Raw genomic sequence first — 21,940 nt, forward strand, 5'->3', positions numbered from 1 at the left:
CGCGCGATCATTCCTGCTTCTGGCGCTTTTGCCGCGCGTGCAACAGATCATCAATGGCCAGCGCCATGACGAGTGCCGAATCCTGCATGTCGCTTATCCCCACATACTCATCCGGCTGGTGCGCCAGATCAAGAATACCCGGACCATAAGCGATACAGTCCTTCAAGCGGCCAATGCGGTCAATGTGCTTCTGGTCGTAGGTGCCGGGCGAGAGGACGTGCACCGGTTCGCAGCCCAGAACCCGGCGAATGCCCTGGGCGACGGCGCCGACCACCGGGGCGTCCGGCTCGGTCAGAGACGGGTTGACGTGCCAGAGTTCCGAGAGATCATAGTCAAAGTCAGCCCGCTCGCGTCTGACGCGTTCGAGCAGTTCGACGATTTCGGCGCGCACGTCGTCATAGTTTTCCTCGACGAGATAACGGCGGTCGATCACCATGCGTGCGGAATCGGGCACGCAGGCAGAAGGGAAACCGGTGAAGTCCGGTTCCGGCTCGGCCTGACCGCCATGCAAGGAGTTGATGTTCATTGTCGATTGCCGGGCGCCATCTGGAACCACCGGCATTTCGGTGCGCCGCTCCGCCAGGGCCGGGAACAGTCGTTCCTCCATCTCCATCATCACGGCGCCCATATGGCGCACGGCGCAATCGCCGAGGAACGGCATCGAACCGTGGGCGATGCGGCCATGGGTGGTGATCTCGGCCCACCAGACGCCGCGATGACCGCGGCAGATGCGTTCCTTGTTCAGCGGCTCGGGAATAATGACATGCTGCACCCGTTCGGGCGAGAAATAACCCTGCTCGGCGAGCCATGCGACCCCGCCGTAGCCGCCGGTCTCCTCATCCGCCGTGCCGGAAATCTCGATGGTGCCCGGATGGTCGGGAAAGGCGGCAATATAGGCTTCGGCGGCGATGATCGAGGCGGCCAGCCCGCCCTTCATGTCGCAGGCGCCGCGGCCGTAGACCTTGCCATCGCGGACAAGCCCTTCGAAGGGATCGACACTCCAGCCACGGCCGGTCTCGACAACATCGGTATGAGAATTGAAATGGACGCAAGGACCGGATGCCGACCCTTCGCGGCGCGCGATGACATTCCAGCGCGGATAGCGGTCGCTGTCACCCGGTGTGCCGGTGGCACGCAGCAGCCGGACGGTGAACCCTCGCGCTTTCAGCCGCGCAGCGAGAAATTCGCAGATATCGCGGTAGCATTCACCCGGCGGATTGAGGGTCGGGATGCGGATAAGCTGGCGGGTCAGCTCGACGAGGTCGTCGCGCCGCTGCTCAATGTTGTGTCTGAGGATGGAAAGACGCTTCTCGGCGGAAGCGACATCATCCATTGCTGACGGTGTCCTTCATGGGCGCAACCTCCCGCAAAACCGCGTGATTTGCAATCATCTTGCGGAGGAGAGGGAGAACGGCGCCCGCGCACCCGCAATTCCCCCTAATATTCAAGGGAATTGCGGGCGTTTCCGGTATAAACGGAATGGATCGTCAGGACAGAACCTTGTAGCAGACGCTGGCAACGCCGGCCCGCACCATGCCCAGGCGGCCAGCGGCGGCCTTTGACACATCGATGACGCGGCCGCGGATGAATGGACCCCGATCATTGATGCGAACGACGACAGACTTGCCGGTGTTCTTGTTGGTGACCTGCACCTTTGTGCCGAAGCGCAAAGAGCGGTGCGCGGCCGTCAACTTGTTCGGATCCATCATTTCGCCCGAGGCGGTGCGAGAGTGAAGCGCGTACCAGGAGGCGCGACCGCAGTCGCTGTCAGCCATCGCGGGCGCAGTCGCAGCGACCAGTGTTGAGACCATGGCGGCGAGCAAAAGCGCGGGGCGGGCCCGGCGTTTCAAATCAGTCATTCGGCAATATCCCTGCTAGACCGTCCCCCTTGGACGGCGCGCCAGCGGGTACGGGCGGAAACAGGCCAAAAAGTGGTCACGAAGTCACAAGCGGTTTCGGCGTGTAACAATCGGATACAGCGCAGCTGTGCCAACGGGCCGGGGGGAACCGGGTTTTCAGCTGCGCCAGGCGCCGCTCTTCCACAGCGCATCAAGCCCGGTGCCATAGTCGGGATGCAGGAATTGATAGCCGGCGGCTTTGATGCGGGCGTTGCTCACGCGCTTGTTCTCGCCGTAAAAGGACCGTCCCATCGGCGACAGGGGGGCATCGTCAAAGGCAATTTCCGGCGGGGCGTCAACGCTCATCAACCGGGCGGCATAGGCCACCACATCCTGCGGCGGTGCCGGGCGGTCGTCGGCTATATTGTAGATGCCCGCCTGGCCGCGCGTGGCAAGATGCGCAACGGCGCCGGCAATGTCATCGACATGAATGCGGTTGAACACCTGCCCCGGCTTGACGATGCGCCGCGCGGTGCCGGCTGCGAGATTGTTCAAGGCATTGCGACCCGGTCCATAAATGCCGGCGAGGCGCAGAATGGCGAGCGGCAGGCCGGCGCCCAGGCACGTGCGTTGCCATGCCTGCTCAGCGGCAAGCCGGGCCAGCGACCGCTTCGAGAGCGGCCGGCATGGGACTGTCTCATCGACCCAGGCGCCACCTTGATCGCCGTATACCCCAACCGTGGAGAGATAGCCGACCCATTCTAGCGCTGGCAGGCGCTCGACCAGGCCGCCGGCAAGATCGGCCAACACAGGATCGCCGCCATACGCCCCGTCCGAATTGGTCGCGTCCGGAGCGATCGAAACGACCAGATGCGTGGCGCTGCGCATCACATCAGCAAGTTCTGCGCCGATCCCCTGTCCTTCATAAAGAAGGGGCGTCGCCCCAGTTGCGGCAATCTCGGCCTGTCCGCCATCGCCACGGCTGGTGCCGGCGGCAGCTTTAACGGACGGCATCAGCTCCCGCAGGATCGCCTTGCCGGAAAACCCGGCGCCGAGGACCAGTAATCGCATGTTTGCACTCATTGCACAGGCTCCCGGGCGGTGTGGTCCCATTCCGCCGCCACATCCGGGTCCGGGTCGAGCATTTCGGACCGACCCTTCTCGCCGAGCCGCCTGGTCTTGAGCTCGGCGAAATCAGCCGCGGGCAGAAGCTGGGTCAGGGCCCACACGGCAGCGCCGCGAACAACCGGCGCCGGATCGTCGATCAGAGCTCGGCAAGCAGGGATCAGGGCGGCTTCGCCACTGTTGCCGGCGGCGATCAGCACATTGCGCAAAAACCGGTCGCGACCGATGCGCTTGACGGGTGAGCCGGAAAACAGTTTTCGAAACGCCGCATCATCAAGTGCGAGGAAATCGGCGATTGGCGGCGCGAGGAGATCGTGGCGCGCCTGCAGACGCGTTTCCGCGGCGCTGACAGCGAACTTGTTCCACGGGCACACGGCAAGGCAATCGTCACAGCCATAGATGCGATTGCCGATCTGGCGCCGGAATTGGCGCGGTATCTGCCCCTTGTGCTCAATGGTCAGATAGGAAATGCAACGGCGGGCATCGAGCTGATAGGGAGCGGGAAAGGCGGCGGTCGGACAGATGTCGAGGCAGGCGCGGCACGACCCGCAGTGATCCTCTTCGGGCTTATCCGCCGGAAGTTCCAGCGTGGAAAAGATCGCGCCGAGAAACAGCCAGGAGCCGTGGCGGCGCGACAGCAAGTTTGTGTGCTTCCCCTGCCAGCCGATGCCGGCAGCAGCCGCCAGCGGCTTTTCCATCACCGGGGCGGTGTCGACGAACACCTTCACATCGCCCCCGAAGCGGGCGACCAGCCGACCCGCCATCTCCTTCAGCCGTCCCTTGATGATGTCATGGTAATCGCGATGGCGGGCATAGACCGAGATGGCCGCCTTGTCGGGCTCCGAAAGCAGCGCCAGCGGATCGTTCTCCGGACCATAATTCATCGCCAGCATGAGAACGGAACGCGTCTCGGGCCACAGGCGGCGCGGATCGGCGCGCAGTTCGGAGCGATCAGCCAACCAGTGCATTGACCCGTGGCGTCCTTCGGCCAGAAAGGTCCTGAGATGCGCGCCAGCACTGCCGAGTTGTGCAGGATCTGCAATGCCCCATGCGGCAAATCCCAGGCGCCGGGTTTCGGCGTCGAGAAATGCCGCGAGTTTCGCCGGTTCCGGTGCGCTATCCCGGGCATGCAAAGCAGCCTCGCCCCGCAACGGCGATGGCGGGCGGGTGTCGGCGGGAGCGGTCACGTTAGAAGTCGAGATCAGCGTAGTGCGCGACGGGCGCGAGCGCGCGAACGCGGTCAGCGAGCAGAGGCCGGAAGGCCGGGCGCGACTTCAGCCGCTGGTACCAGTCCTTGGCATGCGGCTGCTCGGCCCAGTCGATTTCACCAAGATAATCGAGCACCGAGAGACCGGCCGCGGCTGCCAGATCAGCATAGGACAGCGTCTCGCCAGCCAGCCACGGCCTGCTTGCGGCCAGCCATGACAGATATTTCATATGCTGGCGAATGTTGGCGCGGGCGATGCGCAGAACCTTTGAATCGGGAGAACCGCCGCCGCGGTTTGACGGCATTTGCGGCTTGATGATCCGTTCGCGGACCAATGGCGCGGTGACGTCATGCTCCATCTTGTCGAGGAACCACGCGATGAGCCGTCTTGTTTCCGCCCGCGCATAGGGGTCGCCGGGCAGGAGCCGCTTGTCGCGCTTGAACACGCCGTGCACTTCGTCGAGATATTCGGCAATGATCGTCGCGCCGCACAAGGCATAGCCATTGTCGGCGACGAGGACCGGAACCTGTCCGGCCGGATTGATGGACAGCAATTCCGGTCGACGCTGCCAGTACGGCTCCTCGACCATTTCGGTCGCAAAGCCAATCTCGCCGGCCACGAGACGGATGAAACGCGAAGCGGCGGAGACCGGATGATGGAGAAGTTCAGGCATCTGCGAGACAAACCTTGCACTGGTGCGACATCTGAAAGCGAAGGCGCGAAGTGAGCCCTCCGATCCCCCAGCTATAGAGGGCATGTCCCTCTGATGGAAAGAATCTGCGGCAGGATTTTGTTGTCAGCGCACTTGCCCGCCGCTTTCATTTCCTTCTCAACCACTCTAGGGACCTCTGGGGGCAAAGGCGAATCACTGCGTATGTTGTTATTCCTCGCTTGCGCGAGATTGGCGGCCACGCGATATCGCCGTTGTAGAACGTGTCCCTTGGGAGCAATCGTGCATGTCCGAACTAGGCCTTGTCGAGCCCGCCTTTCTTGGCCTGATCGAGGGACTGACAGAGTTTCTTCCCGTGTCCTCAACGGCGCATCTGCTGCTGACCGGGCATTTTCTCGGCTTCACCTCACCCGGCAACAGCTTTGAAGTGCTGATTCAGCTCGGTGCCATCCTGGCTATTCTATCTGTCTATTCAGTACGCCTGTTCACCCTTGCCAAAGCGCTGCCGACGAGTTGGCGGGCCCGCCGCTTCGTTGCAGGCGTGCTGATCGCCTTCCTGCCGGCGGCAGCGATCGGCGCCTTGGCGCATGATTTCATCAAGACGGTGCTGTTTGAATCCCCTGCCCTTATTTGCGTGGTGCTGATCGTTGGCGGTTTCGCCCTGATGATCATCGATCGAATGGCGTTGAAGCCGAAATACGACGACGTGATGGACTACCCGCTGTCGCTGGCCCTGACGATCGGCCTGTTCCAGTGCCTGGCGATGGTGCCCGGCACGTCGCGCAGTGGCGCAACCGTCGCCGGTGCGATGCTGATGGGGGCCGACAAGCGCTCGGCAGCGGAATTCTCCTTCTTTCTCGCCATGCCGACAATGACCGGCGCCTTTGCCTTTGATCTCTACAAGAATGCCGACAAGCTGTCGGGCGGTGATATCACGGCGATCGTTGTCGGATTCGTCGTGGCCTTCGCTGCGGGGGTTTTCGTGGTGCGCGGCCTTCTGGACTTCGTCTCACGGCATGGGTTCACGCCGTTTGCCTGGTGGCGGATCGCCGTCGGCAGCGCCGGCCTGATCGGGCTCTGGCTGGTGGGCTAGAAACGCATGACGCCGCGATGCCGCCGGTGAGCGCTGCCAGCCTCACCAGATAATCCCCGGCGAGCAGGGCGACGATCGCACATGGCAAGCCTGGCGAAATGCACGCAAGCGGGGGCTGGTATTGGCGGGGGCAAATGACTAAATGGGGGGATCGCCGCACCGGGCATCACCACGGGTGGGCCTGAAGGGCTGCCGGTTCCTCGGGTCCTGAGCCCGTCGAAAATCGCTGGCCGCAGGGCGAAGAGAACAGGTTCTACGGCCATCGCCTGCCGCCTTTGCGGTATCCGGGTGGATGGCAACTACAATGCGAAGAGATCGATAAAATATGGCCAAGCCGGATTACTATGAAACGCTCGGAGTGTCGCGCAGCGTCGACGGGAAACAGCTGAAATCCGCATTTCGCAAACTGGCCATGCAGTATCACCCGGACCGCAATCCCGGTGATGTCGAGGCCGAACGCAAGTTCAAGGAACTCAATGAAGCCTATGAGGTGCTCAAGGATCCGCAAAAGCGCGGCGCCTATGATCGCTTCGGCCATGCCGCGTTCGAACAGGGCGGCGGCCCCGGCGGCATGGGTGCCGGCGCCGGCATGGGGGGCTTCTCCGACATTTTCGAGGATATTTTCGGCGAGATGATGGGCGGTGGCCGCGCCCGCCGCTCCGGCGGACGCGAGCGCGGCGCCGACCTGCGCTACAATATGGAAATCTCGCTCGAGGAAGCCTACGGCGGCAAGACCGCCCAGATCCGCGTTCCGACATCGATCACCTGTGATGAGTGCTCCGGGTCGGGCGCAAAGCCGGGCAGCAAGCCCCAGACCTGCACCACATGCGGCGGCAATGGGCGGGTTCGCGCCGCTCAGGGTTTCTTTTCGATCGAACGAACCTGCCCGACCTGCCATGGCCGCGGCCAGATGATTTCCGATCCGTGCGGCAAGTGCAGCGGCCAGGGCCGTGTCACCGAAGAGCGCTCGCTGTCCGTCAACATCCCCGCCGGCATTGAGGATGGCACCCGTATCCGTCTGTCCGGCGAGGGCGAGGCAGGTCTGCGCGGTGGTCCGCCGGGTGATCTCTACATCTTCTTGTCTGTCAAACCGCACCAGTTCTTCCAGCGTGAAGGCGCCGACCTGTTCTGCACCGTTCCGATCTCGATGACCACGGCGGCGCTCGGCGGCAAGTTCGAAATCACGACGATGGACGGCGCCAAGTCGCGCGTGACGGTTCCTGAAGGCACACAGGCGGGCCGCGAGATGCGTCTGCGCGGCAAGGGCATGCCCGTCCTGCGATCCGCTCAGTTCGGCGATCTCTATGTGCGCATCGCCATCGAGACGCCGCAGAACCTGTCACGCCGGCAGAAGGAGCTTCTGACCGAATTTCACGCTTTGTCGTCCAAGGAAAACAACCCGCAATCTGACGGTTTCTTCTCCCGCATGAAGGGGTTTTTCGATACGCTGACCGAGTGAGAGGCCGGCGCCCGGCATGAGACGACCGGCCGCCGGCTGCGCTTTCTCTCGGGCTGACCTCAAAAAGATCCGATTGAGGTGTATGTGGGCGGCATGGCGCCGTTGTCATTCCAAATATGCGGCGGAACGTTTGGCACCGGGATCCGACAGCCTGGATGACCTTCGGTCAATGAGGCTTTGACCAGCGACGTATCAAATGGTCCTGCAAATTTCGCGGGAAATCGAGTGAGGACGACGGCTTTGAAGACGAATATTTCCGACCGACTGGTCCGCAAGTTCGATGATGAAATCAGGTTCTTTCGCGGCTGGCTGGACGGACCCAAGGCTGTCGGTGCCATTGTTCCGACGTCGCAGTTCACGGCCCGCAGCATGGCCAGCCTCGCTGATCCGCACTCATCCTTGCCCGTCCTCGAACTCGGGCCGGGCACCGGTGCCATCACCCGTGCCATCCTCGGTCGCGGCATCGCCCCCGAGCGCCTTTATTCGGTCGAGTATTCCGGTGAATTTTATGAGCATCTGAAGCTCGAATATCCTGAAGTGAATGTCATCCGCGGGGATGCCTTTGATCTCGAGACAGCGCTCGGCGACAATGGCCGGATGCAGTTTGACTGTGTCATTTCCGCCGTGCCTCTGCTCAATTTCCCGATGGAGCAACGCATTGCTCTGGTCGAAGGTCTGCTCGACCGTATGCCGCCCGGTCGCCCGGTGGTGCAGATTTCCTATGGTCCTGTGTCACCGGTCGCGTCGCGCGGCAGCAGTTTCACCGTCGCCCACCATGAATTCGTTCTGCGCAATCTGCCGCCAGCGCAATTATGGACCTACCGCCGCACCGCTCCCCTTTGAGCTTTGCGATCTGCCGCCGCAAAAGCGCGGCAACATCCCGCTTTCGCCGCCCTTGGCACTCGACTTGACCGGGCAAAGCCGTTAACCCGGCAAATGGTTACTGATCGCGATGCTGCAACGCTGTGGCATGGGAGTGGCGCGATGCCGGAATGGTGGCGGAGAAGGAGTGCGAGTGCATGTCAGAGGGCGCTGAAGTGCAAGCCAATGTGCTGGCCGATCCCCGCCTGATCGTCGCGCTCGATGTCCCCAGCACCGGCGATGCGGAAGCGCTTGTCGCAACGCTCGGTGATGCCGTCAGCTTCTACAAGATCGGCTATCAGCTTGCCTTTGCCGGCGGCCTCGATCTGGCACGGCGGCTCAAAGACGCCGGCAAGAATGTCTTTCTCGACATGAAGCTTCTCGATATCGACAACACCATGGCGAGGGCCGTCGACAGCGTCATCGATCTTGGCGTCGACATGCTGACGCTGCACGCCTACCCGAAGGCCATGCGCGCCGCCGTGGAGGCCGCCTCGGGTTCGGGCCTGTGTTTGCTGGGTGTCACCCTCCTGACCTCGATGGATGCCGCCGATCTGGCGGAAGCCGGGTATCATGACGATCCGCGCGCCCTTGTCCTGCGCCGCGCTGAACAGGCGCGGCAGGCTGGTATGGGCGGAATTGTCTGCTCGGCCGAGGAGGCTGCGATGGTGCGACCGGTGCTGTCCGACGCAATGAAGCTCGTCACCCCCGGCATCCGCCCCGCCGGCGCCGCGCTCGGCGATCAGAAACGCGTCATGGCGCCTGCCCGGGCTCTCGCCGCCGGCGCCACGCATCTGGTCATTGGCAGGCCCATTTCGGCGGCGGCCGATCCGGCTGCGGCGGCCCGCGAGATCATTGCAGAAATGCGCAACTCCTGATCAAGAGGAACAAGGAATGGCAAAGGGATACTGGATTGGCCGGATCGATGTTGACGATCCGGAAGGCTACAAGGACTACGTCGCGACCGCCAAGCCGGCCTATGGCGAGTATGGCGCGGTGTTTCTGGTGCGCGGCGGCGACTATGAAGCTGTCGAGGGCACGGCGCGCGGCCGCAATGTCGTCGTCGAATTCCCCAGCTATGAAGCGGCTCTTGCCTGTTACAATTCGGAGACCTATCAAAAGGCGCGCGCCATCCGCCAAAAGCATGCCCGCGGCGAAATCATCATCGTCAAGGGCGCTGATTGACAGCGGCGTTTGAAGGGCCGGTTGCGGAAACATCGGTCCCGGCTAGACGGGGCATAGGGGATGCAGACAGGATGAAAGACATGCAAGATAGAAACCTGCCCAAGCTGGTCACCGTGTTTGGCGGATCCGGTTTTGTCGGCCGCCATGTTGTGCGCGCCCTTGCCCGTCGCGGCTACCGCATCCGCGTTGCCACGCGCCGCCCTGACCTGGCATTTCATCTGCAACCGCTCGGCAATGTCGGCCAGATCGCGCCGGTGCAGGCCAATTTGCGCTATCGCGACTCTGTTGATGCCGCGGTTGCCGGCGCCGATCATGTCGTCAATTGCGTCGGTATCTTGCACGAGACGGGCCGCAACACCTTTGACGCCGTGCAGGATTTCGGCGCCCGCGCCGTGGCTGAAGCGGCACGCGCCGCCGGCGCCGGCCTGACGCAGATTTCCGCCATCGGCGCCAATCCTGATGCTGCCTCGGATTACGCCAGGACCAAGGGTCGTGCCGAGCAGTCGGTACTCGACATCGTACCCTCGGCGATCATCTTGCGCCCATCGGTGATTTTTGGCCCGGAAGATGATTTCTTCAACCGTTTCGCCGAAATGGCACGCCTGTCACCGGTGCTGCCGCTGATCGGCGGCGGACACACCCGCTTTCAGCCCGTCTATGTCGGCGATGTCGCTGAAATGGTGGCGCGCAGCGTCGAGGGGCGGCTCAAGCCCGGCACGATTTACGAGCTCGGCGGCCCGGAAGCGATGACTTTCAGGCAGTGCCTGAAAGAGATGCTCTCGGTCATTCGCCGTGATCGTCTTTTGGTGCCCCTGCCCTGGGGTCTGGCGTCGCTGATCGGAACCGTCGCCGGATTTGTTCCGTTCATCACCCCGCCAATCACTGCCGACCAGGTGGAAAATCTCAAGGTCGACAATGTTGTCTCGGAGGAAGCGATGGCTGAGGGTCGCACCCTTGAGGCCGAGGGCATCCGCCCCACGGCGATCGATGCCGTGCTGCCCTCCTATCTCGTTCGCTATCGCCCGCAGGGTCAGTATACCGATTCCGGCAAGGGCGCCTGATTCAACTTTCGAGCCGCACTGGGGAACGCTTGCCGTGTGCGGCCCAGCTGATCCCGCTCACCTTGACGTGAAGTCTGAAGAGGGCGCGGTTCGTCGCTGGCCGCTGATGGAGCTGCAGACCGCAGCTTCTCTACTCCTGCCCTGGCGGCGGCAGGGCAGCGGTCAGGCGCGTAGGTTTTCCGCCGCCGATGCTCTATCCATTCCGATCGTTGGAGCATCGCCTGGTTTTTCCCGGTGACGCGCCACCAGGCAATCAACAAAGGGTTGCAGCAGGTGATTCCGGCTTTTCTCGCTCCGGACGATCACCTCGTAGACGCTCTCGTAGCCAAGGCTCTCGCATAACAAAGGACGGATGCGGTTAGTGGCTTTCCATTGGCGGGCATAGTGTTCAGGAAGAAATGCCGTGTAGCGGCCGGAGCCGCAGTATAGATTGAAACGGGAGGCAAAAAGAGGCCGATACCTCAACCCTTGGCAACGGATGCCCAGAGTTCAGGTGCGAAGGATGCGCCAAGGGCGCCGAGCGGCCCATTCCCCGAGAGTCTTCTCGAGCCATTTGCCGGTCGGCCGTTCGAGATGACGGGCCGAGAACATGGCGACAGCGATGGTCGCCAGCATTGGCAGCGGCAAATAGAGCCAGAAGACAACGGGGTCGGCGGCGCCCATGAGGCGCTTCCACACGAGTGAATAGGCAAACAGCTCGATGACCGGATGCCACAGATAGACACCGAACGACACTGAGGCGACGGGCATCAACGGGTCGAGCCATCGGGTGGCGTTCGCGTCGCGGCGCTCTGAGAGCGCGGCGAGTGTGATGGCGACCCCGAACATTGCGAGAGTGAGATAGATGCCGGCCTCGGCAAACATGGCCCAGAAAGTAGCGGCAAGCATCGCCCAGGCAAGCCACTGAGCACCGGGCGGCACCCGCAGCTGGCGCGCGGCGCGACAGAGAATGACGCCAAAGAGGAAGTCGGCGGCGACACGGTAGGCCGCCCAATGTTTGGTGTAGTACCACAGGTCATATTTATCTTCGGCATGGCGATCGGCGTATTCCAGCCCGAGCAGCATCAATGCCAGCAGAAGGACGAGTCCCAGCTGGCGGCCGCGGCCTGCGACGAAAAGGATCAGCGGAAAAAGAAGATAGGCAAACCACTCGCCGGACAGTGACCAGGACACATAGTTGAAACTCAGCCCGTTGCTGCCGCCCCAGGCCTGCACCAAGAGCAGATTGGCCGGCAGGGCTGCAAGATCATAGCGATCCCCGGCCCCTTGCGAGTTCAGCACGCCGAAATGAACAAGCAGAGCGAAGGCAACGAAGACGGACAGGGTGAAGAGATGGAGGGGGTAAAGGCGGGCGAGCCGCTTGATCAGAAAACGCAGATAATTGCGCCCTGTGTTCTCCATGCTGCCGTAGCGGTCAAAGATCAGAAAGCCGGACATGATGAAGAACATGTCGAGGAGCGGCAGCATGTGCTCGAACCAGGTGACGATCGGGCGCGGTTCGGCGTGATAATGGCAAAAGTGGTACGCCATGACCAGAAGTGCCGCGAGCAGCCGCCACGTGCTGAACAAGCGATAGCTTTGCGGCATTCGACATCTCACTCCGCGCCAACGTTACACCCGGTGAGGGTGGCGCAGCGGAAGGCAACAGAGCGCTAAGCGAAAACTACAAATTTTAAGGGGTTATAAATGCAAAGGGCGCCCCGCAGGGCGCCCTTATCTTTAATAGCCGTGTCGCGGCAAACGATCAGGCCGACTTCTTCTCGTCGTCGTCCTTGACCTCTTCGAAATCGGCATCAACGACATCATCAGAAGCCGACTCGCCGCCGGAAGCGGCCTCAGCCGACGTCTCGTCAGCCTGCGCTTCCGCCTGGCTGGCTTCATACACGGCCTGGCCAAGCTTCATCGATGTTTCCATCAATGTCTGCGTCTTGGCCTGGATGTCTTCGGCTGACGGTTCGGATGCCTCGGTGGCTTCCTTCAGGGCGGCGATGGCATCGCTGATCGCGGTGCGATCCTCTTCGCTCACCTTGTCGCCATGGTCAGCCAGCGACTTCTCGGTCGAGTGAATGAGGCTTTCTGCCTGGTTCTTCGCCTCGACAGCGGCGCGGCGCGACTTGTCCGTCTCGGCATTGGCTTCGGCATCCTTGACCATCTGCTCGATGTCGGCATCCGACAGTCCGCCGGAGGCCTGAATGCGGATCTGATGCTCCTTGCCCGTGCCCTTGTCCTTCGCCGAGACATTGACGATGCCGTTGGCGTCGATGTCGAAGGTGACCTCGATCTGTGGAACACCACGCGGCGCCGGCGGAATGCCGACCAGGTCGAACTGGCCGAGCATCTTGTTGTCGTTGGCCATTTCGCGCTCACCCTGGAACACCCGGATGGTAACGGCATTCTGGTTGTCATCGGCAGTGGAGAATGTCTGGCTCTTCTTGGTCGGGATCGTCGTGTTGCGATCGATCAGCCGCGTGAAGACACCGCCGAGGGTTTCGATGCCAAGCGACAAGGGAGTGACATCGAGAAGCAGGACATCCTTGACGTCGCCCTGCAGCACGCCGGCCTGGATGGCCGCGCCAAGGGCAACAACTTCGTCCGGGTTCACACCCTTGTGCGGGTCCTTGCCGAAGAATTCCTTGACCACCTGCTGAACCTTGGGCATGCGCGTCATGCCACCGACGAGCACGACCTCATCGATTTCGCCAGCCTGCACGCCCGCATCCTTCAACGCCGCCTTCATCGGATCGATGGTGCGGTTGACCAGATCCTCGACCAGGCTTTCGAATTTCGAGCGCGACAATTTCATCGTCAGGTGCTTCGGACCGGACGAATCGGCGGTGATATAGGGCAGATTGATTTCGGTCTGAGATGCCGAGGACAGCTCGATCTTGGCCTTCTCGGCGGCTTCCTTGAGGCGCTGCAGAGCCAGCTTGTCACCCTTCAGGTCGACACCCTGCTCCTTCTTGAATTCCTTGGCGAGATATTCGACGAGACGCATGTCGAAATCTTCACCGCCGAGGAAGGTGTCGCCATTGGTCGACTTCACCTCGAAGACGCCATCGCCGATCTCGAGGATCGAGACGTCGAAGGTGCCGCCGCCAAGGTCATAGACAGCGATCGTCTTGCCCGTCGTCTTGTCGAGACCGTAGGCGAGCGCTGCTGCCGTCGGCTCGTTGATGATGCGCAGCACTTCCAGCCCGGCGATCTTGCCAGCGTCCTTGGTGGCCTGGCGTTGGGCGTCGTTAAAGTAGGCCGGCACGGTGATCACGGCCTTGTCGACGGTCTCACCGAGATAGGATTCGGCTGTTTCCTTCATCTTCTGCAGCACCATGGCCGAGATCTGTGACGGCGAGTATTTTTCGCCATCGACCTCGACCCATGCATCGCCATTGTCTGCACGGACGATCTTGTAGGGAACAAGTTCCTTGTCCTTGGTCACAGCCTTGTCTTCATAGCGGCGGCCGATAAGGCGCTTGACGGCAAACAAGGTGCCCTCGGGATTGGTCACAGCCTGACGCTTGGCCGGCTGCCCGACCAGGCGCTCTCCGTCATCGGAGAAGGCCACCATGGAAGGGGTTGTGCGCGCGCCTTCCGAATTCTCGATAACCCGCGCATCCTTGCCGTCCATGACGGCGACGCAGGAATTTGTCGTACCGAGGTCGATACCGATTACTTTAGCCATTCTCTTCTCCTTCAAGCGAGCTGCCGGGACCCGGTGGCGGCATTCCCGTCTGCAGCCCCTACTGAGACAAACATTCCATTCGGCGGACAGGGCCATCGTGAGTAAGGACCCGAACGCCAGTCAGCCCGACCCGCCACTGTCTCTTGGCGGCGCATCGGTGCGCTGCGGCGTATATAAGAACGCCTCTTCAGCTCTGCAAGCGATGCCAGCGGTGTTTTTGCACGCTTCCAGCGCAGTTTCCAACAGCCGGCGTGCGCCGGGGTCAAAGGCATCGAAACGACGCAGAAACGGGCGCATCGCGGCTTCAATTGCCGAGAATGAGATCGAGCAAGGTGGTGCGTTGTCCGGCGCCGCCGGCAACCGCCGCGGGCGGCCGCGGATTGCCGCCCGACGCGGCAGGTGCGGTCGGGGGGGCGGGAAAACTGCTTTCGAGCTGGCGACCGGCGGCGACCCGGTTCTCCGACTGTCCGCTGGCGGGAAGCGGACGGTAATGCGGGAGTGGTGCCGGGTCCAGCCCGGCGTGCGCTGCTGCCATGAAGGCTTGCCAGGTTTCGGCCGGCAGGCTGCCGCCCGTGACATCCTTCATCGGCGTGCCATCGTCGTTGCCGAACCAAACGCCGGTGGCGAGGTTGGCGGTGTAGCCGACAAACAGGGCATCGCGGTAGGAATTGGTGGTACCGGTCTTGCCGGCGGCCTGCCAGCCGGACAAGCGGGCGCGCTTGCCGGTCCCGTCCTCAATGACGCCGACCAGCATCTGGTTCATCATCGCTGTCACGTTCGGGGTCAGAACGCGCGGCGGGTTGGTGTAGCTGTTTTCGAACAGCACTTCACCGTCGAGCGAGCGAACGCGGCGAATGACGTGCGGAGTGGCCTTGAAGCCGCCATTCATAAAGGGCGCATAGGCGGCGGTCAGTTCGGTCAGCGTCACTTCCGAGGTGCCGAGGGCGATCGACGCATTGGCCTTGAGGTCGGATTCAATGCCCAGGCGATGCGCCGTCTTGACGACATTGCCCGGTCCGGCCTCCATCACCAGTTGCGCCGCGACAGTGTTGAGCGACGTCTTCAATGCCGTGGCAAGCGTAACCTCGCCGCGGTATTTCTGATCGTAGTTTTCAGGTGTCCACTTGCCGATCTTCACCGGCGCATCGTAGCGCACGGAATTCGGCGTGCGGCCGGCCTCGAGAGCGGCCGCGTAGACGAAAGGCTTGAATGCCGATCCGGGCTGTCGCTTGGCCAGGGCGGCACGATTGTACTGGCTGTCGGCGTAGTCGCGCCCGCCGATCATGGCGCGCACGGCACCGGTGCCATCGATCGCCACCAGCGCCCCTTCGGTGACATTGTGCTCGGGCCCGTTGGCCTTGAGGGCGGTCCGGATCTGATTTTCCGCGCTTTGCTGCAGATGCAGATCGATGGTGGTCTCGACGACAACATCATGACGCACCTCGCCGATCAGTTCGGGAAGCCTCTTCATGACAAGATCGGCGACGAAATTCTCCGAACCGGTCCAGTAACTCTTGGCACGCACCGGCGGCGCCGTCAGAGCGGTGGCCGTCTCGCGATCGCTGATGAAACCGGCGCGCTGCATCGCGGCGAGCACCACTTGGGCGCGCGCCTCGGCGGCTTGCGGATCGCGCGCCGGCGACAGACGCGACGGCGCCTTGAGCAGGCCGGCAAGAATGGCCGCTTCCGACAGGGTCACATCGGCGGCCGATTTGCCAAAATAACGCCGGGCAGCGGCGGCGACGCCATAGGCTCCGGATCCGAAGTAGACCCGGTTGAGATACATCTCGAGAATTTGGTCCTTGCTGAACTTGTGCTCCAGCCAGAACGCCAGGAGCACCTCCTGCACCTTGCGTTCGACGGTGCGCTCGGGTGACAGGAACAGGTTCTTGGCCAGTTGCTGGGACAGGGTTGAACCGCCTTGAACCGTCCGTCCCTTGACCAGATTTGTGACCACGGCGCGGGTCAGGCCGATCGGATCCACGCCGAAATGCCAGTAAAAGCGGCGATCCTCGATGGCGATGACCGCTTCCGGGATATAGGGCGACATCCGGCTCAGGGGCAGTGCTTCACCGCCGGTGGCGCCGCGATTGGCCAGCAGTTTGTCCGACACCGAAACGATGCGGACATTGGGCGGTCGGTCCGGGATGGCCCAGGTCGAGGCGCTCGGCATACGGGCGCCGTAGTAGGTGATGACCGCTCCGATCGCGATCACGCCCCAGATCCCCAGGACAAAGGACCAATAGAATGCACGCCGCACAAGCGCGGTCATTCCCCGCCGACGCCGGGGGGAGGAGCGCTTGCGCCGGCCGGCGGAGCCGCGTGTCGCAGTACCGCCCTTGTTGCTTTTCACCGCGTCCCTGGAGGCGCCGGAGGGCTTGCGCCGCTTGCGTGAAGGCGCGGAGCCGCCGTCATCGTCCTCAAAAGAGGGTTCGATGCGGTCGTGTCCTGTTTTCTTGCGCGCCATGGAGCCGGGAGGTATCCGTCAGATTGCTGGAATCACTGTCGATCCTAATGGTCCCACTTTAAGGCACGGTTAAGGAGATCTTTGCCCTGTGCGCGCTGCGCGTGCCGGCAGGCTGCGGCCGAGCTACCGCGCGGCAAGGGCGGCGATGATGCGCACCCAGGAGCGGATTCCGCGGTGAAAAGATGTCAGGCTGTATTTCTCGTTCGGGGAATGGATGCGGTCGTCAGCCAGTCCGAACCCAATCAGCAGCGACTCCATGCCAAGCAGCGACTGAAAATCGCCAACGACAGGGATCGAACCGCCCATGCCGATCATCACGGCCGGTTGCGGCCACTCCTCCGACAGGGCGGCGCGGGCGGTGCCAAGCATCGGCGAATCATAGGGCAGCTGAATGGCCCGTGATCCGCCGTGCGGGGAAAAGTGCACGCTGCAATCTGCAGGGACCCGCCGTTCGACATGCGAGCGGAACGCGGCGCGGATCGAATCGGGATCCTGCTCGCCAACCAGCCGGAAGGACACTTTTGCCGAGGCCTTGGCAGCGATGACGGTCTTGAAGCCCTCGCCGGTGTAGCCGCCCTGGATGCCGTTCACCTCGGCGGTCGGCCGCGCCCAGACCAGTTCGAGCACCGAGCGATCCTTTTCGCCTGCCGGATTGGCGAGACCCACATCGCCGAGAAAACCTTCTGCGGTGCGGCCCAGCGCATCCCACATCTCAAGAACTTCCGCCGGCGTGTCCTTGACGCCGTCATAGAAACCGTCAAGCGTGACCCGCCCGGTCTCATCGTGCAAATCAGCAAGAATTCTGGACAGGATGTGAATCGGATTGGCGGCAGCGCCACCGAAATAGCCCGAATGCAGATCCCGGTCAGCCGCCGTAATGGTGATTTCCTCGCCGACCAGGCCGCGCAATCCGGTGGAGATTGCCGGGGTCTGGGCATCCCACATATTGGTGTCACAGACCAGGGCGCAGTCGGCTTTCAGCTCTTCGGCGTTGGCCGTGAGGAAAGGGATCAGCGAGGGAGAACCGGATTCCTCTTCGCCCTCGAACAGGATCGTCACCCGGCACGGCAATTTCCGCCCGGCGGTGCGATAGGCCCGGCACGCCTCGACGAAGGTCATCAGCTGCCCCTTGTCATCAGCAGCACCCCGGCCGGTGATGATGCGGCTGCCATCCGGCGCTTCGGCCAGCTCCGGCTCGAAGGGCGGGGTCGTCCATTCTTCGAGCGGGTCGACCGGTTGCACGTCATAATGACCGTAAAACAGGACGTGCGGCGCGTCAGGTCCGGCTTCATGATTGTGTCCGACGACCATCGGATGTCCCGGCGTATCGCGCAGGCTGGCCTCGAAACCCAGGAAGGTCAGCTGTTCAACCAGCCAGGCGCCGGCCTGGCGGCACTCCTGCTTGAAAGCTGGATCGGTTGAAATGGACGGAATGCGCAGCAGTTCGAACAGGCGCGCAAGACTTTGTTCGATCTCCTCGTCGACCAGAGCAAGGACAGGCGCGACATCGCCGAGGTTCCCGGCGGGATTGGGGGTCGTTTCGGTCATGATGGGATGAACCTCCGGGTATGATGGCGCTCGATCTGCAAGCTGTGCCCGAGACATAAGCGACGCTGGCGCAAACGGCAATCCGGGAAGGGCCGCCTGCCGCAAAGGACCGCCCGTCGGCCGGCCCGCAAACGAAAACCGCCACAGCCGGAGGGGACGGGCTGTGGCGGCATTTCTCGGACAAGGACTAATAGGCGGGGGGCAAATCCTTGTCCGCGGGGATCGTCCGGTGCGGCGGGGGACATGCCGCGATCCGGACCCGGCAATCACTGCCGATAGTGAGGAATTGGGTTAGACATTGTGGCAATTCAAGGACGCAGGCGGCGGATATTCATTACAACTTGGTAACGTCCGCGTGATTGTCCGGTTCTGGCATCGATGCCCGGGAAAAAAGCGCAGCGGTTTCTCAAGCCGTCTTTCGGAAAAGCGGATGGACCTTCGCAAAAGGGCGCGCTAAGCCTCTGGCATGAAAAAGGGTGATCATCTGTTCCTCGTCGATGGCTCGGGCTACATCTTCCGCGCCTATCACGCCTTGCCGCCGCTGACGCGCAAATCCGATGGGTTGCCGGTCGGTGCGGTATCCGGCTTTTGCAACATGCTGTGGAAGCTGTTGTCGTCGGCGCGCGATACGTCTGTGGGCGTCACGCCGACGCATTTCGCGGTCATTTTCGACTATTCCTCGAAGACATTTCGCAACGAGCTCTATCAGGAATACAAGGCCAACCGCGTGGCCCCGCCCGAAGATCTCGTGCCGCAGTTCTCGATCATTCGCGATGCGACCCGTGCCTTCGACCTCCCCTGCATCGAGACCGAAGGCTACGAGGCCGATGACATCATTGCCACCTATGCACGGCTGGCGCGGGAAGCCGGCGGCGATGCGACGATCATCTCGTCCGACAAGGACCTGATGCAATTGGTCGGCGAACAGGTCTTCATGTATGACAGCATGAAGGACCGGCAGATCGGCGTTGCCGAAGTCGTCGAGAAATGGGGCGTTCCGCCGGAAAAGATGATCGACCTGCAGGCCCTGACCGGCGATTCGGTGGACAATGTTCCCGGCGTCCCGGGTATCGGACCAAAGACGGCTGCAGCGCTGCTCGCGGAATTCGGTGATCTTGAAACGCTGCTGTCCCGGGCTGAAGAGATCCCGCAGAAGAAGCGCCGTGAAAATCTCATCGAACATGCGGACAAGGCGCGCATCTCACGCGAACTGGTGCGGCTGCGCGACGATGTCCCGCTCGAAGAACCGCTTGATGCTCTGGTGCTGAACCCGCTCGACGGTCCAAAACTGATCTCCTTCCTGAAGGCCATGGAGTTCACGTCGCTGACGCGGCGTGTTGCGGAGGCGACCGATACGGAAGCCGCGGTCGTGGAAGCTGCGACGATCGAAGTCGACGCGCCCGAGGCAGCACACGGGCCCGATCTCGACCCGTCCGGGACAATGCAGAGCGAGGCTGAGGCGACCCCGTCGCGCGTGGCACGGCAGCGCGCCGATCAGGTGGCCGGGCTGACGATTGACAGAAGCACCTACGCCACGCTTCTTGATCTCGACAGTCTGCGCGCCTGGTGCGCAGCTGCGCGGGAGCGCGGATTGGTGGCCTTCGACACCGAAACCACGTCGCTCGACCCGATGCAGGCGGACCTGGTGGGGTTCTCGCTCGCATTCTGTGAAGAGGCGCCGGAGGCGGGAACGGTACCGGCGATCCGGGCGGCATATGTTCCTTTGCGGCATGTGTCAGGCAGCGATGATCTCTTGGGAGGCGGGCCCGTCGAGGGACAGATCGATTTTGCCGAGGCGCTGGTCGAGCTCAAATCCCTGCTGGAGGATCGAAGCGTTCTGAAAGTCTGTCAGAATGTCAAATACGATCTTCTGGTGATGCGCCGTCTTGGCATCGCCATGAGGTCCTTCGACGATACGATGCTGTTGTCCTACGCCCTTGATGCCGGCAAGGGCAATCACGGCCTGGACACGCTTTCGGAACGCTGGCTCGGGCACAAGCCCATCGCCTATAAAGACGTGACCGGCAGCGGCAAGACCGCACGTTCCTTCGCGCAGGTGGACCTGCCCAGCGCCACGGCCTATGCGGCCGAGGATGCCGACATCGCGCTGCGGCTGTGGCTGGTGCTGAAGCCGCGCCTTGCAGCGGAAGGCGTCGCGAATGTGTATGAGCGACTGGAGCGGCCGCTTGTCGAAGTTCTGGCGCTGATGGAAGAACGCGGGATCGCTGTTGACCGGCAGATCCTGTCGCGGCTTTCGGGCGAGCTGGCGCAGAAGGCAGCCGGACTCGAAGATGAGATCCATACGCTTGCCGGCGAAAGGTTCAATGTCGGGTCGCCAAAGCAGCTTGGCGAAATTCTGTTCGGCCGGATGGGACTTCCCGGCGGATCAAGAACCAAATCCGGCCAATGGTCGACCTCGGCGCAGGTGCTCGAAGATCTGGCGGCAGCCGGCCACGAGCTGCCGCGCCGAATTGTCGACTGGCGGCAGATGACCAAGCTGAAATCGACCTACACGGACGCCCTGCCCGGCTTCATCCATCCGCAAACCGGTCGCGTGCACACCTGCTTTGCCATGGCGGCGACGACGACCGGCAGGCTCTCGTCCTCGGAGCCCAATCTGCAGAATATACCGATCCGCACTGCGGAGGGCCGGAAGATCCGCACCGCCTTCGTCGCCGCGCCCGGGCATGCGTTGATCTCGGCGGATTACAGTCAGATCGAATTGCGCGTGCTCGCCCATGTCGCCGATATTCCGCAGCTCAGCGGCGCCTTCGCGGACGGCATTGATATTCACGCCATGACCGCCTCGGAAATGTTCGGCGTGCCAGTGGAAGGCATGCCGCCCGAGGTGCGCCGCCGCGCCAAGGCGATCAATTTCGGTATCATCTACGGCATTTCGGCGTTTGGCCTGGCCAACCAGCTTGGCATCGAACGCAGCGAGGCAAGCGCCTACATCAAGACCTATTTCGAGCGTTTTCCCGGTATTCGCGACTATATGGAAGCGGCCAAAGCGAAAGCGCGGGACCTGGGCTATGTTGAAACAATCTTTGGCCGCCGTGCGCATTACCCGGACATTCGCTCCTCCAATCCGCAAATGCGTGCCTTTAACGAGCGCGCCGCGATCAATGCACCCATCCAAGGTTCCGCCGCCGACATCATTCGCCGGGCGATGGTCCGGATGGATGCAGCGCTCGGCGATGCCAGGTTGGAGGCGCGCATGCTGCTGCAGGTGCATGACGAGTTGATATTTGAGGCTCCCGAAGGGCAGGCCGAGGATACAATTCCGCTGATTGTGAAGGTGATGGAGGAGGCCGCACTACCGGCAGTCGACATGGCCGTGCCGCTCAAAGTCGAAGCGCGCGCTGCATCCAACTGGGACGAAGCGCACTGAACTATCCCATTATATTTAGTGGGTTATATTTATCTATCTCGCGTTTTCCGGGTATTTCTGTCAGCGATTCTACCGAGAAATCGAAAAAAATCGCTCAAAATCACCTGTTTGGGCTATCGCTCTAACCTGCTTTTCGTGTTTGATGGTATACGAAATTTGCAGACGAGCATTGGGGCCATGACATGGTAGAGAGGGGCATCACAGCGGTGATGGCAGCCGTGTCGCTGGCTGCGCGTTACACGACGCGTGGTCTTTCTCCGCTGGTTCGCAGCGCCAGACTTCATGCGCGATATCATCCTGACTTCGGCACTGACAATTTCTCCAGCCCGCTCGCCGGCGACACTTTGTGTCGCTG

The 21,940-nt window shown here is 62.3% G+C and carries 16 protein-coding genes; 7 read left to right on the plus strand and 9 right to left on the minus strand.

Annotation, left to right across the window (positions count from 1 at the left end):
- Positions 1 to 7 precede the first annotated feature (7 nt).
- From KY465_RS17430 to KY465_RS17450, 5 genes are all read right to left on the minus strand, one after another.
- Positions 8 to 1,333 carry an acetylornithine deacetylase/succinyl-diaminopimelate desuccinylase family protein gene (locus KY465_RS17430; RefSeq protein WP_219203395.1) on the minus strand — a complete coding sequence of 442 codons (1,326 nt, stop codon included), beginning with the start codon at positions 1,331 to 1,333 and terminating at the stop codon, positions 8 to 10.
- A gap of 154 nt (positions 1,334 to 1,487) precedes the next feature.
- Entirely contained in the window at positions 1,488 to 1,811 is a 324-nt protein-coding gene (locus tag KY465_RS17435) for a septal ring lytic transglycosylase RlpA family protein (protein ID WP_255561812.1), read from the minus strand.
- Positions 1,812 to 2,015: 204 nt separating this feature from the next.
- A complete protein-coding gene (locus tag KY465_RS17440; RefSeq protein ID WP_219203397.1) occupies positions 2,016 to 2,909 on the minus strand; it encodes an SDR family oxidoreductase in 894 nt (297 codons plus the stop codon).
- Between the two features lie 8 nt (positions 2,910 to 2,917).
- Positions 2,918 to 4,096, minus strand: a complete 1,179-nt coding sequence (gene queG, locus KY465_RS17445; RefSeq protein WP_219203512.1) for a tRNA epoxyqueuosine(34) reductase QueG — start codon at positions 4,094 to 4,096, stop codon at positions 2,918 to 2,920.
- A 55-nt stretch (positions 4,097 to 4,151) separates the two neighbouring features.
- Positions 4,152 to 4,844 (minus strand): glutathione S-transferase family protein, encoded by a 693-nt coding sequence (locus tag KY465_RS17450; RefSeq protein ID WP_219203398.1) that lies wholly within the window; start codon positions 4,842 to 4,844, stop codon positions 4,152 to 4,154.
- Between the two features lie 283 nt (positions 4,845 to 5,127).
- On the opposite strand from KY465_RS17450, the gene KY465_RS17455 reads away from it, so the two are divergent.
- The 6 genes from KY465_RS17455 to KY465_RS17480 all read left to right on the plus strand — a co-directional run bounded on the left by KY465_RS17455 (position 5,128) and on the right by KY465_RS17480 (position 10,500).
- Positions 5,128 to 5,934, plus strand: a complete 807-nt coding sequence (locus KY465_RS17455) for an undecaprenyl-diphosphate phosphatase (RefSeq protein WP_219203399.1) — start codon at positions 5,128 to 5,130, stop codon at positions 5,932 to 5,934.
- 325 nt (positions 5,935 to 6,259) lie between these two features.
- Positions 6,260 to 7,393, plus strand: coding sequence for a molecular chaperone DnaJ (gene dnaJ, locus KY465_RS17460; RefSeq protein WP_219203400.1), 1,134 nt, complete (start codon positions 6,260 to 6,262; stop codon positions 7,391 to 7,393).
- Between the two features lie 240 nt (positions 7,394 to 7,633).
- Entirely contained in the window at positions 7,634 to 8,236 is a 603-nt protein-coding gene (pmtA, locus tag KY465_RS17465) for a phospholipid N-methyltransferase PmtA (RefSeq protein WP_219203401.1), read from the plus strand.
- Between the two features lie 206 nt (positions 8,237 to 8,442).
- Entirely contained in the window at positions 8,443 to 9,132 is a 690-nt protein-coding gene (pyrF, locus tag KY465_RS17470; RefSeq protein ID WP_219203513.1) for an orotidine-5'-phosphate decarboxylase, read from the plus strand.
- Positions 9,133 to 9,148: 16 nt separating this feature from the next.
- On the plus strand, positions 9,149 to 9,439 hold the full coding sequence (locus KY465_RS17475; RefSeq protein ID WP_219203402.1) for a DUF1330 domain-containing protein: 291 nt from the start codon (positions 9,149 to 9,151) through the stop codon (positions 9,437 to 9,439).
- Between the two features lie 80 nt (positions 9,440 to 9,519).
- On the plus strand, positions 9,520 to 10,500 hold the full coding sequence (locus KY465_RS17480; RefSeq protein WP_219203403.1) for a complex I NDUFA9 subunit family protein: 981 nt from the start codon (positions 9,520 to 9,522) through the stop codon (positions 10,498 to 10,500).
- A 489-nt stretch (positions 10,501 to 10,989) separates the two neighbouring features.
- On the opposite strand, the gene KY465_RS17485 is transcribed toward KY465_RS17480, so the two are convergent.
- The 4 genes from KY465_RS17485 to KY465_RS17500 all read right to left on the minus strand — a co-directional run bounded on the left by KY465_RS17485 (position 10,990) and on the right by KY465_RS17500 (position 18,194).
- Positions 10,990 to 12,087 (minus strand): acyltransferase family protein, encoded by a 1,098-nt coding sequence (locus KY465_RS17485; protein WP_219203404.1) that lies wholly within the window; start codon positions 12,085 to 12,087, stop codon positions 10,990 to 10,992.
- Positions 12,088 to 12,244: 157 nt separating this feature from the next.
- Positions 12,245 to 14,179 (minus strand): molecular chaperone DnaK, encoded by a 1,935-nt coding sequence (dnaK, locus tag KY465_RS17490; RefSeq protein ID WP_219203405.1) that lies wholly within the window; start codon positions 14,177 to 14,179, stop codon positions 12,245 to 12,247.
- Between the two features lie 304 nt (positions 14,180 to 14,483).
- Positions 14,484 to 16,646, minus strand: coding sequence for a transglycosylase domain-containing protein (locus tag KY465_RS17495; protein WP_219203406.1), 2,163 nt, complete (start codon positions 16,644 to 16,646; stop codon positions 14,484 to 14,486).
- 123 nt (positions 16,647 to 16,769) lie between these two features.
- Positions 16,770 to 18,194 carry a M20/M25/M40 family metallo-hydrolase gene (locus KY465_RS17500; protein ID WP_219203407.1) on the minus strand — a complete coding sequence of 475 codons (1,425 nt, stop codon included), beginning with the start codon at positions 18,192 to 18,194 and terminating at the stop codon, positions 16,770 to 16,772.
- Positions 18,195 to 18,660: 466 nt separating this feature from the next.
- Here KY465_RS17500 and polA point away from each other — a divergent pair, with 466 nt between their 5' ends.
- Positions 18,661 to 21,585 (plus strand): DNA polymerase I, encoded by a 2,925-nt coding sequence (gene polA / locus KY465_RS17505; protein ID WP_219203408.1) that lies wholly within the window; start codon positions 18,661 to 18,663, stop codon positions 21,583 to 21,585.
- The last annotated feature ends 355 nt before the right edge of the window (positions 21,586 to 21,940 follow it).

This window comes from Neohoeflea coraliihabitans (assembly GCF_019334345.1).
Taxonomy (GTDB): domain Bacteria; phylum Pseudomonadota; class Alphaproteobacteria; order Rhizobiales; family Rhizobiaceae; genus Pseudohoeflea; species Pseudohoeflea coraliihabitans.